The organism is Arthrobacter sp. LAPM80, assembly GCF_046736435.1.
Classification (GTDB): domain Bacteria; phylum Actinomycetota; class Actinomycetes; order Actinomycetales; family Micrococcaceae; genus Specibacter.
Genome location: NZ_JBCHVD010000003.1, coordinates 163504 through 185216, shown reverse-complemented (window position 1 = coordinate 185216; position 21713 = coordinate 163504). Strand labels below are relative to the sequence as shown.

At 64.5% G+C, this 21713-nt stretch carries 26 protein-coding genes; all 26 read left to right on the top strand.

What is annotated here, in order from left to right; genetic code table 11:
* Window positions 1-31: 31 nt before the first annotated feature.
* The 26 genes from fliD to AAGW05_RS04900 all read left to right on the top strand — a co-directional run bounded on the left by fliD (window position 32) and on the right by AAGW05_RS04900 (window position 21700).
* The gene (fliD, locus tag AAGW05_RS05025) at window positions 32-1417 is read left to right on the top strand and encodes a flagellar filament capping protein FliD (RefSeq protein WP_411803378.1); all 1386 of its coding nucleotides are present in this window, start codon (window positions 32-34) and stop codon (window positions 1415-1417) included.
* A complete protein-coding gene (fliS, locus tag AAGW05_RS05020; RefSeq protein WP_411803377.1) occupies window positions 1414-1836 on the top strand; it encodes a flagellar export chaperone FliS in 423 nt (140 codons plus the stop codon). The genes fliD and fliS overlap by 4 nt, the downstream gene beginning before the upstream one ends.
* A gap of 38 nt (window positions 1837-1874) precedes the next feature.
* A complete protein-coding gene (locus tag AAGW05_RS05015) occupies window positions 1875-2147 on the top strand; it encodes a hypothetical protein (RefSeq protein WP_411803376.1) in 273 nt (90 codons plus the stop codon).
* Between the two features lie 164 nt (window positions 2148-2311).
* A complete protein-coding gene (locus AAGW05_RS05010) occupies window positions 2312-2653 on the top strand; it encodes a flagellar basal body rod protein FlgB (protein WP_411803375.1) in 342 nt (113 codons plus the stop codon).
* Complete coding sequence (locus tag AAGW05_RS05005) at window positions 2654-3040, top strand: flagellar basal body rod protein FlgC (protein ID WP_411803374.1); 387 nt, start codon at window positions 2654-2656, stop codon at window positions 3038-3040.
* 3 nt (window positions 3041-3043) lie between these two features.
* Window positions 3044-3352 carry a flagellar hook-basal body complex protein FliE gene (locus AAGW05_RS05000; protein WP_411803373.1) on the top strand — a complete coding sequence of 103 codons (309 nt, stop codon included), beginning with the start codon at window positions 3044-3046 and terminating at the stop codon, window positions 3350-3352.
* On the top strand, window positions 3352-4950 hold the full coding sequence (gene fliF / locus AAGW05_RS04995; RefSeq protein WP_411803372.1) for a flagellar basal-body MS-ring/collar protein FliF: 1599 nt from the start codon (window positions 3352-3354) through the stop codon (window positions 4948-4950). Before AAGW05_RS05000 ends, fliF begins: the two co-directional genes overlap by 1 nt.
* Window positions 4950-5963 (top strand): flagellar motor switch protein FliG, encoded by a 1014-nt coding sequence (fliG, locus tag AAGW05_RS04990; RefSeq protein WP_411803371.1) that lies wholly within the window; start codon window positions 4950-4952, stop codon window positions 5961-5963. Before fliF ends, fliG begins: the two co-directional genes overlap by 1 nt.
* The gene (locus AAGW05_RS04985; RefSeq protein WP_411803370.1) at window positions 5953-6624 is read left to right on the top strand and encodes a hypothetical protein; all 672 of its coding nucleotides are present in this window, start codon (window positions 5953-5955) and stop codon (window positions 6622-6624) included. The genes fliG and AAGW05_RS04985 overlap by 11 nt, the downstream gene beginning before the upstream one ends.
* Entirely contained in the window at window positions 6621-7946 is a 1326-nt protein-coding gene (locus AAGW05_RS04980; RefSeq protein WP_411803369.1) for a FliI/YscN family ATPase, read from the top strand. The genes AAGW05_RS04985 and AAGW05_RS04980 overlap by 4 nt, the downstream gene beginning before the upstream one ends.
* Entirely contained in the window at window positions 7947-8402 is a 456-nt protein-coding gene (locus AAGW05_RS04975) for a flagellar FliJ family protein (protein ID WP_411803368.1), read from the top strand.
* Window positions 8399-9733 (top strand): flagellar hook-length control protein FliK, encoded by a 1335-nt coding sequence (locus tag AAGW05_RS04970; protein WP_411803367.1) that lies wholly within the window; start codon window positions 8399-8401, stop codon window positions 9731-9733. The genes AAGW05_RS04975 and AAGW05_RS04970 overlap by 4 nt, the downstream gene beginning before the upstream one ends.
* A gap of 15 nt (window positions 9734-9748) precedes the next feature.
* Window positions 9749-10285, top strand: coding sequence for a flagellar hook assembly protein FlgD (locus AAGW05_RS04965; RefSeq protein WP_411803366.1), 537 nt, complete (start codon window positions 9749-9751; stop codon window positions 10283-10285).
* A gap of 32 nt (window positions 10286-10317) precedes the next feature.
* Entirely contained in the window at window positions 10318-11490 is a 1173-nt protein-coding gene (locus tag AAGW05_RS04960; protein WP_411803365.1) for a flagellar hook protein FlgE, read from the top strand.
* A gap of 209 nt (window positions 11491-11699) precedes the next feature.
* Window positions 11700-11978, top strand: coding sequence for a flagellar FlbD family protein (locus tag AAGW05_RS04955; protein WP_411803364.1), 279 nt, complete (start codon window positions 11700-11702; stop codon window positions 11976-11978).
* Between the two features lie 4 nt (window positions 11979-11982).
* The gene (locus tag AAGW05_RS04950) at window positions 11983-12786 is read left to right on the top strand and encodes a motility protein A (protein ID WP_411803363.1); all 804 of its coding nucleotides are present in this window, start codon (window positions 11983-11985) and stop codon (window positions 12784-12786) included.
* A complete protein-coding gene (locus AAGW05_RS04945; RefSeq protein ID WP_411803362.1) occupies window positions 12783-13595 on the top strand; it encodes a flagellar motor protein MotB in 813 nt (270 codons plus the stop codon). Before AAGW05_RS04950 ends, AAGW05_RS04945 begins: the two co-directional genes overlap by 4 nt.
* Window positions 13596-13627: 32 nt before the next feature.
* Window positions 13628-14536 carry a flagellar motor switch protein FliM gene (locus AAGW05_RS04940; protein WP_411803361.1) on the top strand — a complete coding sequence of 303 codons (909 nt, stop codon included), beginning with the start codon at window positions 13628-13630 and terminating at the stop codon, window positions 14534-14536.
* The gene (gene fliN / locus AAGW05_RS04935; protein WP_411803360.1) at window positions 14533-15234 is read left to right on the top strand and encodes a flagellar motor switch protein FliN; all 702 of its coding nucleotides are present in this window, start codon (window positions 14533-14535) and stop codon (window positions 15232-15234) included. Before AAGW05_RS04940 ends, fliN begins: the two co-directional genes overlap by 4 nt.
* Window positions 15235-15699 (top strand): flagellar biosynthetic protein FliO, encoded by a 465-nt coding sequence (fliO, locus tag AAGW05_RS04930; RefSeq protein WP_411803359.1) that lies wholly within the window; start codon window positions 15235-15237, stop codon window positions 15697-15699.
* Window positions 15700-15710: 11 nt separating this feature from the next.
* Complete coding sequence (gene fliP / locus AAGW05_RS04925; protein ID WP_411803493.1) at window positions 15711-16550, top strand: flagellar type III secretion system pore protein FliP; 840 nt, start codon at window positions 15711-15713, stop codon at window positions 16548-16550.
* The gene (gene fliQ / locus AAGW05_RS04920; protein ID WP_411803358.1) at window positions 16547-16819 is read left to right on the top strand and encodes a flagellar biosynthesis protein FliQ; all 273 of its coding nucleotides are present in this window, start codon (window positions 16547-16549) and stop codon (window positions 16817-16819) included. The genes fliP and fliQ overlap by 4 nt, the downstream gene beginning before the upstream one ends.
* A 9-nt stretch (window positions 16820-16828) precedes the next feature.
* On the top strand, window positions 16829-17599 hold the full coding sequence (locus tag AAGW05_RS04915) for a flagellar biosynthetic protein FliR (RefSeq protein WP_411803357.1): 771 nt from the start codon (window positions 16829-16831) through the stop codon (window positions 17597-17599).
* Entirely contained in the window at window positions 17589-18707 is a 1119-nt protein-coding gene (locus AAGW05_RS04910) for a flagellar biosynthesis protein FlhB (protein ID WP_411803356.1), read from the top strand. The genes AAGW05_RS04915 and AAGW05_RS04910 overlap by 11 nt, the downstream gene beginning before the upstream one ends.
* Before the next feature lie 61 nt (window positions 18708-18768).
* Window positions 18769-20793, top strand: a complete 2025-nt coding sequence (locus AAGW05_RS04905; RefSeq protein ID WP_411803492.1) for a flagellar biosynthesis protein FlhA — start codon at window positions 18769-18771, stop codon at window positions 20791-20793.
* 10 nt (window positions 20794-20803) lie between these two features.
* A complete protein-coding gene (locus tag AAGW05_RS04900) occupies window positions 20804-21700 on the top strand; it encodes a hypothetical protein (RefSeq protein WP_411803355.1) in 897 nt (298 codons plus the stop codon).
* Window positions 21701-21713 lie beyond the last annotated feature (13 nt).

Sequence of the window (21713 nt, the reverse complement as noted above, 5' to 3'; positions counted from 1 at the left end):
CCATATTTGCACAGCGAAAAGGAACCACCTCATGGGCATGGGAATCGACGGACTGACGTCCGGGCTGGACACCACGGCCATTATCAATGCGCTCATTGCCGCGGAGGCGCGTCCACAGACCCTCATGAAGGGCAAAGTCGCCACCGACACCGCCCTGGTAACGGCCATGCAGGCGCTCAACACAAAATTCTCAGCCCTAACAACCCAGACAGCCGTCGTGGCCAAGGCCGGCGGCCTGGACATGTACCAGGCCAAGACCTCCTCAGATGCCATCACCGCGAAAATCGGCGCCGGAGCCCAAAGCACAAGCCTGGACTTGACCATCAACAAGTTGGCCCAGGCGCACTCAATGGTCAGCGCCCCCATGAAGGAATGGCCCACAACGCCCGCCGTCATGACCTTCGTCAAGGCAGACGGCTCCAAAACCGAGGTCACCGCCGAAACCAGCTCCCTCGATGACATGGCTTACGCCATCAACCACTCAGCCGCCGGAATCTCCGCCGTGAAGGTCGCCTCCGGAGTGGACGGAGCCGGCGTTGCGCAGTACCGCCTGCAGTTCACGGCCAAGGACACAGGAACAGCAAACGCCTTCACCGCCCACCAGGGATCGATTGCCGAGGTTGAGGCTGGCACCGCCACGGACCTGACCGGGGTTACCGGTTCGGCCACCTTGCGCACAGGCCAGGACGCGCAGGTGACTCTTTGGGCCGGCACGGGTGCCGTGCAGTCCATCACCTCGGCCAACAACACTTTTGCAGCCATTGCGCCGGGCATCGAGATCACCGTCAACAAGCTTTCGCCAGATCCTGTCGCCGTCACCGTCTCGCGGGATGCCGGCAAGGTTACAACGGCCGCCAAGGAGCTGGCCAGCGCCGTCAACGTCATTCTCGGCTCTATTTTCACCCAGTCCACGGTGACCGCTGGATCGGGGGCCGGTGGCACTGCCAGCGCCACGGGTGGACTGTTTACCGGCGAAAGAACCGTTTCAGATGCCAAAACGAAGCTGTTCACGGCCGCCACCGCACCGGTGAACGGCCTGTCCCCGTCAACCATTGGCATCAACTCCACCAAGAACGGTGATTTGGCCTTTGATGCTGAAACCTTTGCCGCTGCTTACGCCAAGGACCCCGCCGCCACGGAGAAAACGCTCCAAACCATCGCCTCCCGTGTTGCCGAGGCAGCCAAGTCAATCTCTGACCCGTACGACGGTGCTCTCACACAACGGGTCAAGGGGCAGCAAACGGTCATTGATAGCCTCAACGCCCAGATTGTTGACTGGGATCTGAGGCTGACAAGCCGGCGGGCCACCTTGCAGGCCGTTTACACCAACCTTGAGGTCCAGATGAGCAAGATGCAGTCCCAGCAAAGTTGGCTCACCGCCCAGATCAGTTCCTTCGATGCGGCGGGCAAGAAATGATCGCCACTAACCGCGCCAGAGCGCTGAACTCCTACCAGCGCGAGGCCATCCTTTCGGCCTCCCCTGCCCGCCTGTTGACAATGCTTTACGACAGGCTGCTGCTGGATCTGGCCCGTGCCGAAGCCGCGCAAACCGACGCCGATTGGGCGGTTGCCAGTGAAAACCTGCTGCACGCCCAGGAAATCATCAGCGAGCTTTCCGGTTCGCTGCAGCCCGAGCTGTGGTCGGGTGCCGACCAGCTTCTGGGAATCTACAACTACGCCGGAACCTCGCTCATGACGGCAAATATAAAACGAGATCCGGCCCTGACCCGGGAGTGCATCGCCTTGTTGGAACCCCTGCGGCTCACGTGGCATGAAGCGGCTGCACTTCCGTCAGCGGCCGTACCCGTGGCTCCGGATGGCAGCTACAGCTCATGACCTGGCCACACTTCGCCGGGGTCACGGAAGATGTAGCCATGAGCAATACGAGAGACCCCTGGGAAGAGGTCCTTGACGACTTGGAAGGGCGGCTCTCCTTGGAGGGTGCAAACGAGCCTGACTGGTTCCCGCCGTCGAACCTTGGACCCCTGCCCGCAGCTCTGCTGGGACGGGCCCGCCAGCTGGCCCTGGCGCAGGAAGACCTCGTCGCGGCACTCGATTCCTCCTTGGACGCGGCGGCCGAAGAGCTCACGGCATTGAAACCGGGCCGCCGAGATGCTTCGCCGATCTACCTTGACGTCATGGGTTAGCAGGTCCACACGATTGGCAGGACCCAGCAGCAGTATGGATGTAGCAAGAATTGTTTGAAAAGAGACTTACCGGAGCACGCTGGCATCCGATAGTTACAGACGAGCACGGATGGCTCACCCCTTTGGCCACGGACAGGCCGCCATTTTTATCAAGGAAGAGCGCAGTGCTTGATTCTGTGGTCACTGTGGCGCTCACGAGCGCCTTGGATGGACTGTCCCTGCGCCAACGCGCCATTGCCGACAACATTGCCAACGTCAACACCCCCGGATACACGGCCCAGCGGGTGAAATTTGAGCAAGCCCTGGCCGAATCCGTCAGCCGCCGCGACGGCAATGTCCGGGCCACGACCGAACGCTCCCTTGAGCCGACCCAGCTCAACGGCAACAACGTCAACCTTGACACGGAAACGCTGTCAAACATTGAAACCGTGCTGCGCTACCAATTTGCCGCGCAAGCAGTGAATGGGGAGTTCAACTCCATGCGCACCGTCCTGAAGGCCCAGTAATTGAGCGACGCAATAGGCATTGCATCCACTGGCCTGACACTGCACCGCAAATGGTTGGATGCCGTCTCCGACAACCTTGCCAACGTCAACAACGCCACAGCCACCAACGCTGAAGCCTTCCGCGCCCGATACATCATCGCCCGGGCAGGCGAAGGTGACTCCGGCGCATACGTGGCCGGTGCCGCCTATGGCAGCGCCGAAGGGCGCCTTGTGCACGAACCCGACCATCCCCTGGCTGACAAGGATGGGTACGTGCGGTACCCGGACATCGACCTCGCCTCCCAAATGGGCCAGCTGATCATGGCCCAACGCGGCTACCAGTCCAACGCCGCTGTGGTGGACCGGGCCAAAGCCATGTACGAATCCGGATTGCAGATTGGAAAGTAACCGATGAGTGTTTCGGGAATCGAAGGCGTGCTGGCAAGCACCGGCACAGGCTACCTGCCGAAAATCGACAGCGGTGTGGAAGGCAGCGGCGGGGGAGTCTTCGGGGTGTCCCTGACGGGTGCCCTCTCCGAGCTGCAGTCACTGCAGTCGACCTCGGGCGAACTGAGCCTTAAGGCAGTCACTGGAAACCTCGACGACATCCATCAGGCAACCATCGCCTCCACGCGGGCCGCAGTGACCCTCGAGCTGGTCTCCACCCTACGCAACCGAGGCGTCGAAGCGTTTAACGAGATCATGAGGATGCAGGGCTGATGCCACCGTTCCTCACCGCGCTGCCTGCACGATTCTCCGGCATGGCCAAGGGCTTCTCCTTCGCCCAGAAGACACTGGTCGTGATCGGCCTCGCCGTCCTTGTCCTTGGCGGCATTGCCCTAGTCAGCTGGCTCACGAAACCCAGCTACTCGCCGCTCTTCTCCAGCCTTGCCGCAGCTGACGCCAACGCCATCGTCACGCAGCTGAAAACCGACAACGTCCCGTACCAGCTGGTCAACGGCGGTTCCACCATTCTGGTGCCCGACGCCAACGTGTATGACGAGCGGCTCAAGGCGGCGTCGGCAGGGCTGCCCGCGGCAACCACTGCCGGCTACTCGCTGCTTGACAGCATGGGCGTCACCTCCTCGGAGTTTCAACAGAACATCACCTACAAACGCGCCATGGAAGGCGAACTGGCGCAGACCATCATGGCCATGAAGGGCCTCACGACCGCCTCAGTGAAGCTTGCCGTCCCGGAAAAGACAGTGTTTACCTCCACCAAGGAGGATCCCACCGCGTCGGTCTTCATTGAAACGAACCCGGGCGTGCACCTCTCCGATGAGCAGGTCAACGCCATAGTGCACCTGACCTCATCCTCCATTGAGGGACTGAAGCCTTCAAACGTTTCTGTCGTCGATGCCTCCGGAGCCGTGCTCTCCGCGGCGGGTACCGGCACCACGGGGGGCGGCGACAAGCAGGCCCAAGCCTACGAACAACGCGTCAGTGCCGCCGTGCAGTCGATGCTTGACAAGGTGGTGGGCCCTGGCAACGCCACGGTGACTTTGACGGCGACCATGGACAACTCAGCGACCGAGCGGGTCAAGGAATCCTTCACCTCCCCCAAAGGGGCCCCGGCGCTGAACGAGGCAACCTCCGCCGAGACGGTGACGGGCGGAACCGGCTCGGGTGCCGGTGTGCTCGGCCCCGACAACATCGCCGTCCCGGGTGGTGCAGGCGCGGCAGGAAGTTCCTCGAAGTCAAGCTCGACGACGAAGAACAACGCCGTCGACAAGGTCACTGAAAACACCGCCATTCCTGCCGGCACGGTGCAGCGGCAGTCACTGGCCGTAGCGATCAACACTGCCGCGGCAGCCAAGATCAGCGCTGCCACCCTGACAGAAATGGTCTCAACGGCCGCAGGCCTGAACACCGCGCGGGGGGACACCGTCAGCATGAAGGTTGTGCCCTTCTCTACGGCCCAGGCGGACGCCGCCAAGGCCGCCCTTGATGCGGCCAAGGCCGAAGCCGGTGCAGCCGCGACGGCAAAGACGTGGCAGAACCTCATGATCGGCGGCCTGGTGCTGCTGGCTCTCTTGATCGCGGCTGTCATCTATGCACGCAAGAACCGCCGCCAGGTGCGGGAATTGGTGGACCTCGGCGAGCAGACGCCTCTCATGGTGACTGCCAGCAAGGTGCCGGTGGACCCTGAACCCACCACGACGGCGCTGCCGGCTATTCCGGCACCCGTGGCCTTGCCCGTGGGCGAAAGCAGCCAAGCCGAAACAAAGCGCGCCTCGCTGGAGGCCTTGGCCACCACCGACCCGGAAAAGACAGCCTCCTTGTTGCGCTCGCTCATGGATGATCGGGCCAGTGTCTGATGGCCAGTGAAACACTGTCTGGCACACAGAAGGCTGCGGCCCTGCTGATGCAATTTTCCCAAACCGCGGCGGCGGCCGTCATGTCCCACCTGTCGGATGCGGAGGCTGAGGCGATTGCCGCGGAGATCGTGACCATGCGCAGGGTGCAGCCCGAGGTTGCCGACGCCGTTGTTGATGAGTTCCATGGCATGGCGGTGAGGGGCAGGCATGCGGCCCTGGGCGGCAAGGATTTTGCGGCAGGCCTGCTGGCTGCTTCCTTCGGGAGCGAAAGGGCTGCCGGTTTCATGAACAGGCTGGCTTCCTCAATGGCCGGGAAGACCTTCGAGTTTCTGGATGAAGCAGAGCCGGGGCAGCTGTTGTCGCTGCTGGAAGACGAACTGCCGGCAACCATTGCCCTGATCCTTGCCCACCTGCGTCCGGACCGGGCATCGGCGGCACTTGCGGGATTGCCGCGGGACCTTCGTGCCGACGTCGCCCAGGCCATCGCCGTCATGGGTTCGGCAACGCCTGAAGCTCTTGGAATCGTGGCCGAAACGTTGAAGCAGCGTGCCCTAGCACTGGTGGGCCCTCGCGAGCAGACAGCAGTGATTGGCGGCGTCCAGCCGCTGGTGGACATCATCAACCGCTCGGACGCTGCCACGGAACGGGCACTGTTGGAAGAGCTGGCGCTGCGGGACCCGGAGCTGGCCGAGGAAGTCCGCTCACGCATGCTGACCTTCGCCGACCTGGTGAAACTGGACAACCAGGACGTGCAGCTGGTGCTGCGCGGCCTCGACGCCAACATCCTGGCCCTGGCCATGAAGGGTGCGCACGCAACTGTCCTGGAAGCCATCCGGTCCAACATTTCCGAGCGCAACCGTGAACTGCTTGAATATGAGTTGGAGGCGCTGGGCCCTGTACGCAGTTCAGACGTGGAACAGGCGCGGGCCGACATTGTGCGGATCATCCGCGAACTGGAGGCGGTCGGGGACATTACCGTCCGGCGCGGAGACGAGGACGACATTGTCTACTAACAACCCCCCTCCCATCCCGGCTGTTTTCCCTGTAGTCTCCACTTCAGCACAGACCCAGGCCCTCGCGGCCGCCAAGGCCAGCGGGTTCACCCAGGGCCACGCGGCAGGCTACGCGGCGGGACTGCAGCTGGCCCGCGGGGAAGCAGAGGTTGCACGGACACGGCAGGACGCCGACCACGCAGCCATGATGGCCGCCTCGGCCGCGCGCAATGCGGCCGAACTGAACGCGCTGCGACTTGCCGGTGCCGCGCTGATCCAACGCACCGCGCCTGTCCTGGCCGACGCCGAGGCGGCCTTGTTCAGCCATGCACTTGAGCTGGCCGAGGCACTGCTGGGGCATGAACTGCGCGACGGTGAAACGTCCGCCCGCGCGGCACTCGCCCGGGCCTGCGGCAAGGTGGGCACTGAGGTTCCGCTGAGCATCCACATGAACGCAGCGGACATCGCCGCACTGGCGGGCACAGAGCTGCCCGACGGCGTGGTGCTGGCGGAAGACGCCGCCATCAGCAGGGGGGACGCCGTTGCTGAATACCCGGACGGGTTCCTCGACGCCCGCCTTGCCTCTGCCGTTCGCAGGGCCCGGGACGCACTGCTGGGCGATTCCCTGCCCGCCGCCGCGCCCAACAACGGCATGCCCGCCACCGAGGCCGGGCAGGCATGAGCGCACTGACATCGCCGGGCTCGCACCGCTTGGCCTCGGCCGTGCGGGCAGCTGCCCCGGAACGGGTTGGCGTGGTGACGGGTGTGGTTGGCCTGGCAGCCCAGGTCAGCGGACTGCGCTGCGCCGTGGGGGACATGGTGAGCATTGGTGATCGCAACCCTGTGGACGCCGAGGTGGTCGCCGTCGGTGCAGGCAGCGTGAAGATCATGCCGCTTGGATCCATGAACGGGCTCGGCGAGGGCGACCCCGTGCGCGCCAAACGTGAACCCCTTCTGGTACCCGTCGGCGACGGACTCCTTGGTCGGGTCATTGACGGGCTGGGCCGCCCCATTGACGGGCTGGGACCGCTGACCGGTGTGAGCGGGGTGTCGTTGGAGAATAAGGCGCCCAACTCCATGGAACGGGCACGCATCACCGCCCCCCTGCAGACTGGTGTGCGGGTCCTGGACACCCTGACCACCACGGGACGCGGCCAGCGGATGGGCCTGTTTGCCGGTTCGGGGGTTGGCAAGTCCTCGCTGCTGTCAATGATCGCCCGCGGGACCGAGGCCGATGTTTCGGTCATCGCACTGGTGGGGGAGCGCGGCCGCGAGGTGCGTGAATTCCTCGAGGACGACCTAGGGCCCGAAGGTCTGGCCCGCTCCATCGTGGTGGTCTCCACGAGTGACGAGCCCGCCCTGCTGCGCCTGCGCGCCGCCTTCACGGCAACCCGGATCGCGGAGTCCTTTAGGGAACGCGGGGTCGACGCCATGCTCATGATGGATTCGCTGACCCGCGTGGCCATGGCGCAGCGCGAGATTGGCCTGTCCGTCGGCGAGCCGCCCGCCACCCGCGGGTACCCGCCGTCGACCTTTTCCGTGCTGGCCCGGCTGCTTGAGCGCGCCGGGACCGACAAAACCGGCTCCGTGACCGGCTTGTACACGGTCCTCGTTGACGGCGACGACCACAACGAGCCGATCGCCGACGCCGTCCGCTCCATCCTCGACGGCCACGTGGTGCTCGAACGCAAGCTCGCCGTGGCGGGGCATTTCCCGGCCATCGACGTGCTGGGCTCGATCTCCCGGGTTGCCTCCAAGGTGTGCAGCCAGGACCAAAAGCGCGACGCCGGAACGTTGCGCAAGGTGATGGCGGCCAAGGCGGCGGCCCAGGACCTGATCGACGTCGGGGCGTACCAAGGCGGCAGCAACCCGTTGGTTGATGCGGCCGTGCAGCACGGGACGGCAATCAATGATTTTCTTCACCAAAGCATGGACGAACAAGTTCCGGCCCAACAGTCGTGGGCACAGCTGCACGCCCTGACCACCATGATTTCAGGAGCATAGATGGACCGCACATTCCGCCTCGCAGGCCTCCTGCGCTTCCGCCAGGCGCAGGAGGACCAGGCAGCGGCCGCGTTGGCCCATGCCAACGCCCGGCGCAAGGAACGGCAGGATTCCGTCAATACTGCACGCGGCACCCTGGCGGGCGCGCCGACGGATCCCGGATCGGCCGCCGCACTGCGGGCCAGCGCTGCCGCGAGGTCTGCCTCGCGCAGCATGCTCCTTGAACTTACGGCACTGTCGGCTTCCGCGGACGAGGACGCCGCGGCAGCCCAGCGGGGACTTTTGGCCGCCAAAAAAACCGCGGCATCACTGGAAAAATTGGCGGGCCGGCACCAGCTCGACCGCCATCAGATGGAACTCCGCGATGAACAGCTTTTCCTTGACGAGCATGCGGTCTCGCGGGCGGGCGACCCGACCACCCAGGGCACGGCCACGTCGTTGAAGGGGAACCGGTGAAGCCCGTTGCCGCACCGTCCCCGGTGCAACAGAGTGCCCTGCGCACTGTCGGTGCGGGCGCCGCCGCCGATGCGGGTGCAAGTTTTGATGCCCGCCTAGATAGTGTGCTTGACGGTGCGCCGGGACGCAACGTCATGACGGAACGGGACCTGTCCGATGCAGGCAATCCTGCGGACCTTTCCGAAACCTTCGACGCCGGGTCCCCGGCCCCCACGGGTGGGCCGGCCCTGCCCGGGCGCCCGCCTGCCTTTGCTGCCTCGATCAGCCATTTCTGGGCTACGGCGCTGCAGCAGGCGGACCTTCTGGTAGCCGGCCAGGCTCTGCCGACCTTGCCGGGCCTGCCGGGCGACGCCGTCGCCGATGACTCCGACGCCGGAGATGACGGCGACACCTCCGGCGCTGGCGGCGACGGCGCGCAGCCGGGCGCAGTTCAGGGTGCAGGGCAGGAGCTGGCTCCGGGTCCTGCCGCGGCACGTGCCGCCGGCACACTCTGGGCCATTCAGCTTCCCGCCGTGCAGGCAGGCGCCGCCGATTCAGCGCTGCAAACCGGGCGAACTGACGCCGCGCAGCAGATACAGGCAGCGGGGGGGGAGCCCGCTGCTACGGCAGCTTTGCAGGCGGAAGGCCTTGCCGCGATGGGTGCCAGGGGTGCGGCGGCCAGCCAAAGTGCCCCCGCAGGCGTTGCGCCAGTCATTGCATCCGGCGTTGTGGCTGCCGGTGCGCCCGCTGGTGCCGCGGTCACGGAGCCCGCCGTCGGGCCGTCGTCCCGCACTGTGCCCCCAACCGAAGCGCATCTTGCAGTCCACGTCGACGCGACGGCCCTGCCCACCGTCGCCATGGCTCCAACGCCGCAGGCCCAGGTCCAGGCGCCGGCCCCTGTCGCCGTGCCCGTTTCGGCCCCGGTGCATGCTTCGCCGCTGGCCGAGCAGCTGGCCCGCCCGCTGTTCACCTTGGCGGCGGCACCGCTGGGCGAGCACGTCATGAAAATCGATGTGGTCCCCGATTCCCTTGGCCCGGTCACCGTTCGTGCCCACCTTGGTGCCGATGGGGTCCGTATCGAACTGATGTCGGCCTCCGAGGCCGGCAGGGAGGGCCTGCGCAGTATCCTTGCGGACCTGCGAAGGGATCTGGCCGCTGGCGGCATGACGTCAACGCTCTCCTTGGGCGGCGGAAACACGACCCCGGACCACGGCGGACACCGCAGCTTCCAGGGCCCCGCCAATCCATGGGGTCCCCCTGGGCGGGACGCCAAACAGGACAGGCAAACGCCAAGGGCTCGCGCACCGGAACACCCCGTTGCCGCCAACGATTCACTCGATATCACTGTATAGAAAGGCACGCCCATCATGAGTGAGAATGCGATTCCACCGATTACGAACACCGGCAGTTCAATGGCGCCGCCGTCGGTAGTCAACGGGATCAACACCACCCCGGGGCGCCGCGAGCCCAAGCAGGTCATGGATTCCGAGGTTTTCATGAACCTCCTTGTCGCCCAGCTGCGCCACCAGGACCCGTCCTCACCCATGGACACCAATCAAATGATCAGCCAAACCACCCAGCTTGCCACCATGGAAAAGCTGACCGCTATGGACAGGACCGCCACGGAGAGTTTCTCCTTGCAGATGCGCACAGCCGCATCGGCATTGATTGGCCAACAGGTCACGTGGGAGGACGCCGACGGGACCAAGCACAGCGGTGTGGCCAAGTCAGTTTCCTTCGCCAACGCCGTCCCCCTGGTCAATGTCGGGGACAAAACGATACCCCTCGACCACATCTCAGGTGCCAAGAGCATCACCGGCACAGAAATATCCAAACCCGCACCGTTGCCTGTCCCGGACCCCATGCCCCAGGCGGCACCAACACCTGACACACGCACCAGCTAGCCACCAGCTACGCTCACTGAAAGGCTTCACCCATGCTTCGCTCCCTGTATTCAGGCATTTCCGGGCTTCGTGCCCACCAGACCATGCTTGATGTCACCGGCAACAACATTGCCAACGTCAACACGGCCGGCTTCAAGTCCTCCACCGTGCAGTTTCAGGACACGCTGTCCCAGGTAACGCGTTCAGGCTCGGCTGCCCGGGCGGCTGCCGGCGGAAACAACCCGGCCCAGGTGGGTCTCGGCGTCCAGGTCGCTGGCGTTTCCACCAACTTCGCCCAGGGCTCGGCGCAGGCGACAGGCCGCTCATCGGACATGATGATCTCAGGTGACGGCTTCTTCATCACCTCCAAGGGCGGGCAGCAGCTCTACGCGCGAGCCGGTTCCTTCGACTTCGACTCCCGAGGCCGCCTTGTCTCGCCCGACGGTGCCTTGTTGCAGGGCTGGTCGGCCGTCAACGGCGGGATCAACGCCGGGGCCGGGCTGGGCAACGTTGCCGTCTCCAAGGCAATGGTGGCACCCGCAGCTGCCACGACCACAGCAACCTTTGGCGGCAACCTGCCCAGCGACGCCGCGATCAACGCCCAGCAGATTCGCGACATGAAGGTTTATGACGCCAACGGCAACGCCCGCAACGTGACCCTGACGTTCACCAAGTCGACGGCAGGCTGGGATGTTACCGGCGCCGACGCCAACGGTGCAACAGGCACAACGGCGCTGACCTTCACCAATGGCGCCATGAACGGGGCAGGGACCATGAACATTGGCGACATTGCCGTGAACATGGGCGCCGTCACGGGCTTCGCCGACATGGCCACTGTTGCCGTCACCGAAAGCAACGGCAACCCGGCAGGCGCCCTGGATTCCTTCAGCATGGGCACCGACGGGACACTGACGGGAACGTTCAGCAACGGCGAAAACATGATCATCGGCCGCGTCGCCCTGGCACACTTCACCAACGCCGGCGGCCTGGAAAAGGCTGGCAACTCCAGTTACCGGGCCACCGCCTCATCCGGTGCGGCCGCAGTCGGAACGGCAGGCAGCAACGGATTGGGCTCCCTGGCCAGCGGCTACGTGGAAATGTCCAACGTGGACCTGTCGCAGGAATTCACCAACCTGATCGTCGCCCAGCGCGGCTTCCAGTCGAACGCCCGCATCATCACCACCTCCGACGAGGTGCTGCAGGAACTGACCCAGCTCAAGCGCTGACGGCCCTGCCGCTGCGCGTAAGCAGGCGTCCCAAGCACGACGGCGGCCCCCACCGGCCGCCGTCGTCCGCACGGATGTTCATTTGCTGCGGGCGGCGACATCATCCTTTTGGGCAATCTTCGTAGTGACCTTGCCTAACTAATACGCCTGTACAGCCGACAGTACTGGTGGGGGACGGCTGGCGTCCCAGTAAGCATAAGGATGAGTCCATGATCATTGTCACCCGTCTGGATGGGCGGGAATTCGCGCTGAACCCGGACCTGATTGAACGCATTTTCGAATCACCCGACACGACTGTGGTCATGGCCGACGGGGCAAATTACATTGTCACCGAATCCATGGCGGGGATAATCCAAAAGATTGCCTGCTTTCGTGCACGTATCATCTCCATGGCACGCGACTATGTCGAAGAAGAAATGCCGTTGCCGACGCCGCCCAAGTTGAGCATCATCCACCCTTCCGGAAACCCCCACACGTCAGGATCGTAAACCGATGGATCCCGCAACAATTCTCGGCCTGCTCATAGCCTTCGGTGCCTTGTTCGGCACGATCACCCTTGAGGGTGCCTCGGTTGCCAGCATCACGCTGCCCGCGCCCATGCTGCTGGTTTTGGTTGGCACGGTGGCTGTCGGCATGGCAGGTTCCACCATGAAGGACTTTGTCCACGCGGTGAAGTCACTGCCGAAGGCCTTCACCGGCAAGCCGCCGAAGCCGGGGGAGAGCATCGAGCAGATCGTTGCACTGGCAGACAAGGCGCGGCGTGAGGGCCTGCTGTCATTGGAGGCTGCCGCGGCCGAAACAAAGGACCCGTTCCTGCGCAACGCGCTGCAGAACATCGCCGATGGCACCGACGGGGAAGACCTGCGGGAACTTCTTGACGATGCCGTGGAAACCAAGATCAAGAGCGACCACACGGCTGCCAAGTTCTTCACAACCCTCGGCGGCTACGCGCCCACAGTGGGCATCATCGGCACCGTCGTGTCGCTGACGCACGTGCTGGAGAACTTGTCCAAACCCGAAGAGCTCGGCCATATGATTGCCGCCGCGTTTGTTGCCACCCTATGGGGACTGCTGTCCGCGAACTTTATCTGGCTTCCCATTGGTGGACGGCTGGGCCGCCTGTCCGAACTTGAGGTGGACCGCATGATACTGATCACCGAAGGCGTTCTGGCCGTGCAGGCCGGTTCGCAGCCCACGTTGCTGCGAGAGCGCCTGACAGCCATGGTGCCTGCCTACCGTCAACACGGTGGCAAGAAATCCGGAGGCAGCGGCGTCCAGGCGCGCGATGCGGCATGAGCAAGGGGCGCAAATCCGGCCGTAAACGCCCGGGCAAGCCGGAGGAAAGCCATCCCGATGAACGCTGGATGGCCTCCTACATGGACATGGTCACCGTCCTGATGTGCATGTTCATTGTCCTGTACGCCATGTCCACCGTCGATGATGACAAATACGTGAAGCTTCGGGAATCCCTGGCCACCGGCTTCGGCCAGGTGGAGGTCGGCAAGGTCGACACCGCATCGGGAATTATCGTGCCGCCCAAGGATGTGGCCAAGAAAGGGGGCCTGGTGAAATCCCCCTTGGACCTCGCCGTGGTCGAGGTGGACAAGCTTAGCGCCTTGAAGGAAGCCATGCGGTCCGGCCTGGACGCAAAAGGCCTCGCCGAGAACGTGCAATTTCAGATCGACCAGCGCGGCCTGAGCGTGAAACTCGTCGGATCGCAGTCGTTTTTCCAGCCCGACAGTCCCGAGCTGTCAGCCCGGGCCATGGAGGTCCTCGATACCATCGCCCCCGTGCTGAAGTCCTCCGGACTGGACATTTCAGTGGAAGGCCACGCCGCCAACGCCATCACGAACTATCCATCCGTCTGGGAACTCTCAGCAGAACGTGCCGTTGGTGTGGTGCGGCACCTGGTGGAGGGCAGGGGAATTCCGGGCCGGACGATCGGAGCCATCGGCTACGGCAGCTCACGCCCGGTCAACGACAACTCGACCGAAGCGCTGCGCGAGCTAAACCGCCGCGTTGACATCGTGGTGCTCTCTGATCAGCCCGAGGCTGTGCGGGCGCTTATTCCCGAAGCGTTGAAAGCAAAGGCGGTTTCCTCCTAACGGCTCGTCCCTACCTGCCGATAGTGACAGATATGCCAGTCCTTTCCCCTGCTTCAGCCCTGCCCGAGTCCCGGGCCAGCCAGGTGTTAGAGGTCTACGATTTTCGGCGGCCCACAACCCTTGCCCGCGAACACAGCCGCGTCCTCGAGCTTGCCTTCGAAACATTCGCTAGGCAGTGGGGGACCCAGCTGACGACCAAGATTCGCAGCGCCTCCACCGTGATCACCGACCAGGTGACCATGGCAAGTTACGACGAATACGCCGCTTCCCTGCCGGCGACGACAGCCATGGTGTTGTTTTCCCTGGACGGCAAGGAATCCAAGGGTGTCATACAGTTCCCCGTCGAGGCGGCACTTGTGTGGGTAACGCGCATGCTCGGCGGGTCCACCACCGCTCCTGTGCCTGATCGGAAGTTCACCCAAATTGAGCACGCGCTGGTCCAGCGGCTGATGGAGGAAGCGCTGGAGGACCTGCGGTACTCCTTCGGTTCCCTGCTGGTGGAGGCACCCGCCGTCGACGGCATCCACTTCAACTCCCAGTTCGCCCAGGCCGCGGCCACGAACACGCTCATGATTGTTGCCGGTTTCACCGTCAGGATGAGTGAACGCAGCTGGCGGGCCACCATCGCGCTCCCCGCCGAAGTGCTCGTCCAGCAATTGGGCAGCAGCAACCCGCTCAGTGACACAGCCGCAGCGCCCGCACAGTTACGCGCTCAATTGGGCGGGGTGCCCGTTGACGTCGCGTTGGCGCTGACCCCTGTGCCCGTCACCCCCGACACCATCCTGAATCTGGCAGTGGGCGATGTCTTGAACCTTCCCCACCCCACTTCGAGGCCGTTTGACCTGACAGTGGGAGGCAAGCCGATTGCCTGTGCCATCGGCGTGACCCGCGGATCCCGCAAGGCCGGGCAAATTGTTACTACCGAGGAGACAAACCCATGACCATGACCCCGGCCACCCAGGCGGCGGCCACCGCGCTGGCCAATCTGCTGCCTTCCCCGACGTCCCTTGTCGCAACTGCGCCCGAAGGTGCCGCCGCCCCCGCCGGAAACGTCGGCATCCTTGTGGACTATGTTGGCCCGCTGTCGGCCGAGATTTCAGTGGTTCTCTCCGCCCGCGCCGAGTCCTCCGCACGTGCGGCGGGCGGCGCCGGCACGTTCGCACTGGCCGACGTCATGCGGCCGGCCCTTGAGGCGGCTACGGCCCAGCTCGGCTCCGGTGTTTTGGGGGAAGTGTACGAAAACGCCTCCGCCGCCCTCTTCCAGGACAGCGATTCCACCCTTTTTGAATTGCACGACGGCGGCAGTACCGGTGCGAACCAGGAACCGTTCGCCTGGCTGGCAATCAAGATCCGCCGTTCCGCCGCGCAGGGCGCCGGGGAACTGAGCGCCGCGAAGCTCGGACGCATCCACGACGTGGAAATGGCGTTGTCAGTGGTGATCGGGCGCACCCGCATGAGCGTTGCCCACGTCCTGGGGCTGGAGCCGGGCCACGTTGTGGACCTTGACCGCTCCGCCGGTTCTCCCGCCGACGTGTTGTTGAACGGGAGGCTGATCGCCCATGGGGAAGTTGTTGTCGTGGACCAGGACTATGCCGTGCGCATCACCAAGATCCTGGACACGGCTGAGACGGTCGGCTAGGTGGACGCATTCCTCCTGGTCCTCCGGGTTGGACTGTCCCTCGGTGTGGTCATGGTCCTGCTGTGGATGGCGCAGAAGCGCTTCTCCAAGGCGGGGCGCCCCGGTGAGCAGGCCGTCGTTGAGGTGGTTGGCCGCCGCAGCGTCGGGCCGAAGGCCTCTGTGGTGGTGGTGGAAGCCGAGGGCCTGCGATTCCTGCTGGGTGTCACCGAAAATTCAATCAGCGTCCTGCACAGCGCGGAGGCATCCCCTGCATACGCCGGGACAGACAACGGCGTGTACCCCGCGGATGATCCCGCCTTTGCCGAAGTGCTCAAGGCTGCCGGCGAACCGGCCCTGCGCAAGGACGTCGCCGCGGCCAGGCGGCTTCGAAACGCCTCTGACACCGGGTCGCTGCACGGGTCAATCTTTGCCGCCAGCACCTGGGCGCAGGCAGGCGCAGCCGTGCGAAAAGGCCTTAATCTGTGAGAGCACCCCTCATGCACCGGCGAAGCTATGTCCAGGCGGCCATCATCGGGTTCCTGATCGTGGCGGTTCTGTACCTGACGCTTTTCGCCTACGCCGCACCCGCGCATGCCATGACGGCCCTGGACCCGGTCGCCCCGCTGCCGCCGACGCCGCCCACTGACCCAACAGCCCCCGGAACGGGCGGCGTCAACGTCACTGTCAATGGCCTGGGCGGCACCCCGAGCTCCGCCATCGTCACCCTGCTTGCCGTCACCTTGCTGTCTGTCGCGCCTGCCCTTCTGCTGATGATGACCTCGTTCACGAAAATCTTCGTGGTGCTGGCCATGGCGCGAAACGCCGTCGGACTTCCAACGATTCCCCCGAACCAGGTGCTGGCCGGGCTGGCCTTGTTTCTGTCGCTGTTCATCATGGCGCCCACCCTCGCCGACATCAACACCACAGCCGTCCAGCCGTTCCTGACCGGCAGCATCGACGTCAGCCAGGCCTTTGACCTTGCCGGGACGCCCTTGCGGCATTTCATGCTGCCGCACACACGTGAGGCTGACATCGCCCTGATGACGCGGGCGGCCAGCCGGGAAAACCCTGCATCGCCCGACGACGTGCCCATGCTGACGCTGATCCCCGCCTTCATGATCTCCGAACTGCGCGCAGCCTTCATCATCGGATTCGTCATCTTCATCCCGTTCCTGATCATCGACCTTGTGGTTGCCTCGGCGCTGATGTCGATGGGCATGATGATGCTCCCGCCCGTCATGATCTCGCTGCCTTTCAAGATCCTGCTGTTCATCCTTGTCGACGGCTGGGGCCTGATCATCACCTCCCTGATCCAAAGTTATGCGGGTGGGCCGTGAATTCCGCCGAAGTCCTGAACATCGCCGTCCAGGCCCTCTGGGTGGCGGCGAAGCTGTGTGCCCCGATCCTGATCACCGCACTCGTCGTCGGATTTGCGATTTCCCTGCTGCAGTCAATCACCCAGATCCAGGAAGCCACCTTGTCCTTTGTGCCCAAGGCGGCGGCCGTGGTGATAGCACTTGTCATTTGCGGACACTGGATGATCACCGAGATCGTCACGTTCACGCACCAGCTCTTTGACAAGATCCCCGCATTGCTGGCCGGTTAGGCCGGATACGTGAACATTCCCGTTGACATGGGGTGGCTTGAGGCCGCACTGCTGGCCGTTGTGCGCGCAACGGCCTTCATCGTCATCGCGCCGCCGTTTTCCTACAACGCCATCCCCCTGCGGATCAAGGGGATGCTGGCGCTGGGCCTTGGCATCGCCGTGACAAACCGTGTGGCCGTGGGGCATGTGGTGAGCGAGACGGGGCCCTTCGTTGCTGCCGTCGTTCTTGAAATCATTGTCGGTGCGGCACTGGGCTTCCTTGTCTACCTCGTGTTTGCCGCCGTGCAGTCGGCCGGGTCCCTGATCGATTTGTTCGGCGGATTTTCCATGGCCCAGGCGTTTGACCCGCAATCCATGGTCAACGGCGCCCAGTTCACTAAGTTGTTCCAAATGACAACCCTGGCCCTGCTGTTCGCCTCCGACGGCTACCAGCTCATCATTGACGGGCTGGCTCGTTCCTTTGGCGCCATTCCCATCGGCGGCGGGATTGACCTCACGCACCCCGTCGCGGCCGTGGTCGGCGCCGTGACCGAGATGTTCCTCGCCGCGGTGCAGATTGCCGGGCCCCTGATGGTTGTGCTTTTCCTTGCCGACGCCGGTCTGGGGCTGCTGACCAGGGTGGCCCCGGCGCTGAACGCCTTTGCGTTGGGATTCCCGCTGAAGATCATGCTGACCCTCTCGCTTGGCGGGCTCGTAGTGATGGCGCTTGGGCCGGTGGTCGCCTCGCTGGTGACCACCGCCATGACGCAGCTGACGGCGGTGATCAGCCATGGCGGATGAGCCCAGTGGGGAAAGAACCGAACAAGCCACCGACAAACGAATGCGCGAAGTCCGCCAAAAGGGCCAGCTCTCCCGCTCGCAGGACCTGACGGCGTGGGTGGGGGTGGGGGCGGCCGCCGTGATGATCCCGCAGGTGATTTCAAGCGCCTCGAATGCGCTGGCGGACCAAATGTTCACCATCACGGCGCTTGCCGCCAACCCCGAACCAAGCGCCGCGGTGCAGGCCATGGAGGATGCCTTTGCCTCCCTGCCTGGCATTCTGGGGCTCCTGTTCATCGTAGTCATGGTGGCTGTCCTTGCCGCCGCCGTGATGCAGGGCGGGGTGCATTTTAAGAAGTTCAAGCCCAAATTTGAACAGTTCGACCTGCTCAAGGGACTGAAAAACGTGGTGGGCACCCAGGCGCTGTGGAACGGCGCGAAGGCGTTGCTGAAGACAGCCGTCGTTGGCCTGGTGTTGTTCGTTGTCATCGAGGGGCTCGCAGCGACCCTGCTGCGTGCTTCCGGGGCCCTGCCCATCAGCGAGCTGCTGGCCACGGCCGGCCAGGGGCTGGTCCAGCTGGTCCAGTTCGCCGTCGTCGCCGGCATGGTCCTGGCCGTCGCCGACGTCTTTGTCGTCTCCAAGCGCAACCGGAAACGGACGCGCATGACAAAGAAGGAAGTCAAGGATGAACACAAGAGCACCGACGGTGATCCGCTGGTCAAGTCCGCCCGCCGTCAACGCCAACTGGCGATGGCCCGGAATCGCATGATGAGCGCGGTGGCGACTGCCGACGTGGTGCTGGTGAACCCCACGCACGTTGCGGTGGCGCTGCGCTATGAACCGGGCAAGTCCGCGCCCCGCGTGGTGGCCAGGGGGGCCAACCGGGTGGCCATGCGCATCAGGGCCGAGGCCGAGGCGAAAAGGGTGCCGCTGGTCAAGGACATTCCGCTGGCCCGGGCACTGCACGGCTCCTGCGAACTGGGGGCCGAAATTCCTGTGGAGCTGTACAACCAGGTGGCCGCCGTCCTTGCCTTTGTCATGGCGCTGAAGAAACGCGGCGGATCGGCCGGGACGCACCAGATCCTGCCGGCCGGATCAACCATCCCCGCAAACCTGGCCCCCGCATGACAGTCCAACCGTCCCGCATTCTAGAACTAAGGAACCTCACGTGAACCGCAATGTATCCAGCATGGCCATCCCCATGGGTGTGGTCGGCATTGTGCTGCTCCTTGTTGTGCCGATACCCACCTTGTTGCTTGATGTGCTGATCATCATCAACATTGTGTTTGCGCTGCTGGTGCTCATGAACACGATGTTTGTGAAGAAGCCGCTGGACTTCTCGGTGTTCCCGTCCCTGCTGCTCGTGGCTACGTTGTTCCGCTTGGGCCTGAACGTTGCCTCGACGCGGCTGGTCCTGGGGCAGGCACATGCCGGAGCGGTTATCCAGGCCTTTGGCGAGGTGACGATCGGCGGCAACCTCATCATCGGTGCCGTGATCTTCCTGATCCTTGTTGTCATCCAGTTTGTTGTTGTGACCAAGGGTGCCGAGCGTGTGGCCGAGGTCGGTGCAAGGTTCACCCTTGACGCCATGCCGGGCAAGCAGATGGCGATCGACGCCGACCTCAATGCGGGCCTGATCACCGACGCCGAGGCCAAGGAACGCCGCGCTGAAGTGTCCGCCGAGGCCGACTTCTACGGCTCCATGGACGGCGCCTCGAAATTCGTTAAGGGTGACGCCATTGTCGGCATCATCATCATCCTCATCAACCTCCTCGGCGGCGTCGCGATTGGCATGCTCCAGCGCGGCATGGGCATCTCCGACGCGCTCCAGACCTATTCGCTGTTGTCCATGGGCGACGGGCTCGTCTCCCAGATTCCGGCGCTGCTCATGGCAGTGGCCACGGGCATGATCGTCACCAGGTCCAACGCCTCCTCTGACCTGGGCACGACGGCAGCCGTACAGCTCACGCAGTCTCGGCCGGCGCTGATGGTGGCCGGGATTGCGGCGATCATCATGGCGCTGATCCCCGGCATGCCAGCGTTGCTGTTCCTGTCGGTTGGGGCGCTCATGCTGTTCCTGGGGCAGCGGGTCAAGGCGGCGGAACAAAAGGCTGCCACGGCCGCGGCCTTGGAGGCCATGCCATCGGCTGCCAAGACCGAAACCACCGAGGACATCATTGAACTAATGCGGGTCCAGCCCCTGGAGATCCAACTCGCCACCGACCTGGTTGACCTGGTGAACGGATCAGCTGACGACCTGCTGGCACGAATCCGCGCCCTGCGGCACAAGGTTGCCATGGAGATGGGCATTGTGGTGCCGCCCGTGCGAACCCGCGACCACGTTGAGCTGGCGCCCTCAAGCTACGTGATCCGCATAGCCGGAGTGGAGGCCGGACGGGGAATGGCTCCCGCAGGACGGGTGCTGGCGTTGGGGGACAACCTTGCGGGACTGCCGGGCACGCCGACGGTGGAACCCGTCTTTGGGCTGGCAGGGAAATGGGTGCCTGCCGAAATGCGGCACAGCGCCGAAATGGCAGGAGCCACCGTGGTGGACAGGGTTTCGGTCCTGGTCACGCACCTATCAGCCGTTGTCAACGCCAACGCTGCCCGCCTGCTCAGCCGCGAGGACGTGCGGGTCCTGACTGAGGGCGTGAAGGAAGTCTCGCCGTCCACGGTGGAGGAACTCGTCCCCGGCCTGCTCTCGCTCGGTGAGGTGCAAGGCGTGCTGCAGGGCTTGCTGAGCGAACAGGTTCCCATTAACGACCTGCCACGCATCTACGAGTCACTGTCGCTGCAGGCCAAGAAGGGCACCGACCTTGAGGGGCTCATCGAGGCGGCACGCGGCGCGCTTGGCCCCGTCATCGCCGACAAGTACCTTGAAGGCGGCACACTTGCCGTCCTGATGATCGACCCGGCCCTGGAGCAGGGCATGCTTGAGGGGCTGCGCCCGTCGGAGCTGGGCACGCAAATCATGATGGACGCCAACAAGCTCGACGCCGTGCTGGGCTCAGTTGCCGCTGTGGCGGCGGATGCCGAGGCTGCCGGACGGACGGCGGTGCTGGTGTGTGCGCCGGCCCTGCGCCCTGCGGTGCGGAGGCTCGTGGCCGGACGGGTGCCGGGGCTCCCGGTCCTGTCCTACACCGAGGCAACAGATGGAAATCCAAAGATCGACACAGTGGGAGTGGTACGCAGTGCCCAGTCAATTTCAGCTTAGGGGCCACAGCATGGAGAGCCTGCGCTGGCAGCTCTTCGAAAAATACGGTTCCCGCGCCCGCATCGTCCGGGCCGAACGGATCCAGACCGGCGGGCTGTTCGGCATGGGCGCAACCACAACCTTTGAAGTCAGCGTGGAGGTCGACGGCCGTCCCGAGCCCGACGCTGGCGCGGTGGCCGGCGTGCGTCCGCAAGCGCCCCGGACCGCCCGCCGCGCGGCTGCGCCGAGGGGCGGAATTGGCGCCTTGTTGGCCGAGGCTGACAACGCCGACGGCCCGGCCAGGCCACGACGGGCCGTCGAGCGGAAGCCCGATTTTGACGCCATCATGGGGGCACTGTCCGGCCTGGATGATGATTCAGCTGCCGAGGTCCCTGCCTTCGCCCCGGCACCGGCCTTGGACACCGGCGACATGGTGCGGGTCACGCCCCGGCCTTCCCAGCGGCCGGGTGACCTTGTCATCCTTGCAGGGCTGCGCGAACAACCGTTGCACATGGCCTGGAGCATGGCCGGTTCGTTCCAGGGCGGCGCCGACCTGCTCACTGCCGGGGACCACCGCTCCAGCAGCGTCGGCCACGTCTTCCTCGACAGCGTCGGGGTAAAGAATGCGCAGGCGCAGGCTGCAAGTGCCGGGAAGCCGCTGTTGATAGCATTTAGTTTTGGGCAGCGCGGGTCTTCGAACCTGTCGGTGCTTGCATCGGTCCGGCCAGACCAGCTGTGGCTGGTGGTGGATGCGGCCCACAAGCCAGATGACACCGCTTCCTGGGTCAGGCGGGCCTGCCGCTATGCGGTTCCGGACGCCCTGGCAGTTGTCGGTGCCACCGATACCGCGACCCCTGAAACCGTCAACGAACTCCTGATCCCTGTTGGCTGGGTTGACGGCCGCCAGTCGACATCCACCGAACTCTAATATTCCCCCGATT

Coding starts and splice junctions, on each gene's coding strand:
- AAGW05_RS04900 (WP_411803355.1), top strand. CDS start 20,804: ATGGAGAGCCTGCGCTGGCAGCTCTTCGAAAAATACGGTTCCCGCGCC.
- AAGW05_RS04965 (WP_411803366.1), top strand. CDS start 9,749: ATGAGTGAGAATGCGATTCCACCGATTACGAACACCGGCAGTTCAATG.
- AAGW05_RS04910 (WP_411803356.1), top strand. CDS start 17,589: ATGGCGGATGAGCCCAGTGGGGAAAGAACCGAACAAGCCACCGACAAA.
- AAGW05_RS04945 (WP_411803362.1), top strand. CDS start 12,783: ATGAGCAAGGGGCGCAAATCCGGCCGTAAACGCCCGGGCAAGCCGGAG.
- fliG (WP_411803371.1), top strand. CDS start 4,950: ATGGCCAGTGAAACACTGTCTGGCACACAGAAGGCTGCGGCCCTGCTG.
- fliS (WP_411803377.1), top strand. CDS start 1,414: ATGATCGCCACTAACCGCGCCAGAGCGCTGAACTCCTACCAGCGCGAG.
- AAGW05_RS04940 (WP_411803361.1), top strand. CDS start 13,628: ATGCCAGTCCTTTCCCCTGCTTCAGCCCTGCCCGAGTCCCGGGCCAGC.
- AAGW05_RS04980 (WP_411803369.1), top strand. CDS start 6,621: ATGAGCGCACTGACATCGCCGGGCTCGCACCGCTTGGCCTCGGCCGTG.
- fliP (WP_411803493.1), top strand. CDS start 15,711: ATGCACCGGCGAAGCTATGTCCAGGCGGCCATCATCGGGTTCCTGATC.
- AAGW05_RS04905 (WP_411803492.1), top strand. CDS start 18,769: ATGGCCATCCCCATGGGTGTGGTCGGCATTGTGCTGCTCCTTGTTGTG.
- AAGW05_RS04960 (WP_411803365.1), top strand. CDS start 10,318: ATGCTTCGCTCCCTGTATTCAGGCATTTCCGGGCTTCGTGCCCACCAG.
- fliN (WP_411803360.1), top strand. CDS start 14,533: ATGACCATGACCCCGGCCACCCAGGCGGCGGCCACCGCGCTGGCCAAT.
- AAGW05_RS04975 (WP_411803368.1), top strand. CDS start 7,947: ATGGACCGCACATTCCGCCTCGCAGGCCTCCTGCGCTTCCGCCAGGCG.
- AAGW05_RS05015 (WP_411803376.1), top strand. CDS start 1,875: ATGAGCAATACGAGAGACCCCTGGGAAGAGGTCCTTGACGACTTGGAA.
- AAGW05_RS04955 (WP_411803364.1), top strand. CDS start 11,700: ATGATCATTGTCACCCGTCTGGATGGGCGGGAATTCGCGCTGAACCCG.
- fliF (WP_411803372.1), top strand. CDS start 3,352: ATGCCACCGTTCCTCACCGCGCTGCCTGCACGATTCTCCGGCATGGCC.
- AAGW05_RS04950 (WP_411803363.1), top strand. CDS start 11,983: ATGGATCCCGCAACAATTCTCGGCCTGCTCATAGCCTTCGGTGCCTTG.
- AAGW05_RS05000 (WP_411803373.1), top strand. CDS start 3,044: ATGAGTGTTTCGGGAATCGAAGGCGTGCTGGCAAGCACCGGCACAGGC.
- fliD (WP_411803378.1), top strand. CDS start 32: ATGGGCATGGGAATCGACGGACTGACGTCCGGGCTGGACACCACGGCC.